Annotated in this window: 1 pseudogene; it reads right to left on the bottom strand. The window is 51.2% G+C overall.

Going from position 1 to position 1,134, the window contains the following annotated elements:
- Positions 1 to 1,086: pseudogene (locus NM10_RS12890) on the bottom strand (IS256 family transposase); the annotation flags it as partial.
- Positions 1,087 to 1,134: the final 48 nt, after the last annotated feature.

Genomic DNA, 1,134 nt, shown 5'->3' with positions numbered 1-1,134 from the left:
CACAGACGAGCATCAAAGCACTGTTGCCGTCAGGAAAGGCACCAATGGCCCGTGTACGGCGGCGTATCTCGCGATTCACCCGTTCTGTTAGGTTATTCGTGCGGATCCGGCTCCAGTGTTCTGTTGGAAAATCCATATAGGTCAAGGTTTCGCCCACGCTGTCCTCGACTTTCTTGGCTGCGGATAAAAGCTTCATTTCACGGAGCTTGGCGGCAATGGAGACCGCCTTTTTCTGTGCAGCTTCCTTGCTCTCCTGCGCGTGGATTGCCTTGAGCATTAAGGTAACCTGCTTCATCTTAGTCTTTGGCGTCACTGTGAAGACGTTCCGGTAAAAATGGACCGTGCAGCGTTGGTATTTGGCTTCAGGAAGACTACAGGGATGCTTTCCAGCATGCCAAGGCATTTATCGCCGATAATGAGACGCACGCCTGCAAGGCCACGGCCTTTGAGCCAGGTGAAGAAGTTCAACCAGCTTTCCCTGTCTTCTTTCATGCCTTCTGCTGCTCCGAGAATCTCACGGAACCCGTCTTTATTGACGCCAATAGCGACTAAAACGGAGACATTTTGAATCTCGCCACCCCAGCAGCGCTTGAGGTAAATGCCGTCGACGTAAACATACGGATATTCCCCCGTTAAAGGACGCTGACGCCATTCCTCGATGTGCTTGTATGCCTTCTGGTTGAGATGGCTGATGGTGCCAGAGGAGATCTTTGTGCCCCAAAGCAATTCGGTGATATCTTCGACACGGCGCACGGATACGCCGGCCAGGTACATCTCAATAAGGGCTTCCTCGACAGAGCATTCACGGCGTTTATAGCGCTCGATGATGGCCGTCTCAAACTGGATGCCCTTGAGCTTCGGCACGCGTAATCTGACTTCGCCGGAAGTCGTGCCAAAATTCCGCTCGTAATGACCGGAACGGTAGCCCTTACGGTCTCCCGTTCGCTCATACTTGCCAGCGCGGACGAGTTCATCCGCCTCGTGGTCGAGCAGGGCGTTCAGTGTTTCCTCTACACTGTTGCGTACAAGATCCTTTAAATTATTCTTTATAAGATCCTCATTAAGTTGTATAATATTACCAGACATGGTCTATTGCCTCCTTACGAATTTTGTGTGGTAACTTAATTGWACCTA

Source organism: Megasphaera sp. NM10 (assembly GCF_000417505.1).
In the GTDB taxonomy this organism is placed as follows: Bacteria; Bacillota; Negativicutes; order Veillonellales; family Megasphaeraceae; genus Megasphaera; species Megasphaera intestinihominis.
The sequence above is the reverse complement of the archived record's forward strand: the minus strand, read 5'-3'. Positions and strand labels throughout refer to the sequence as shown.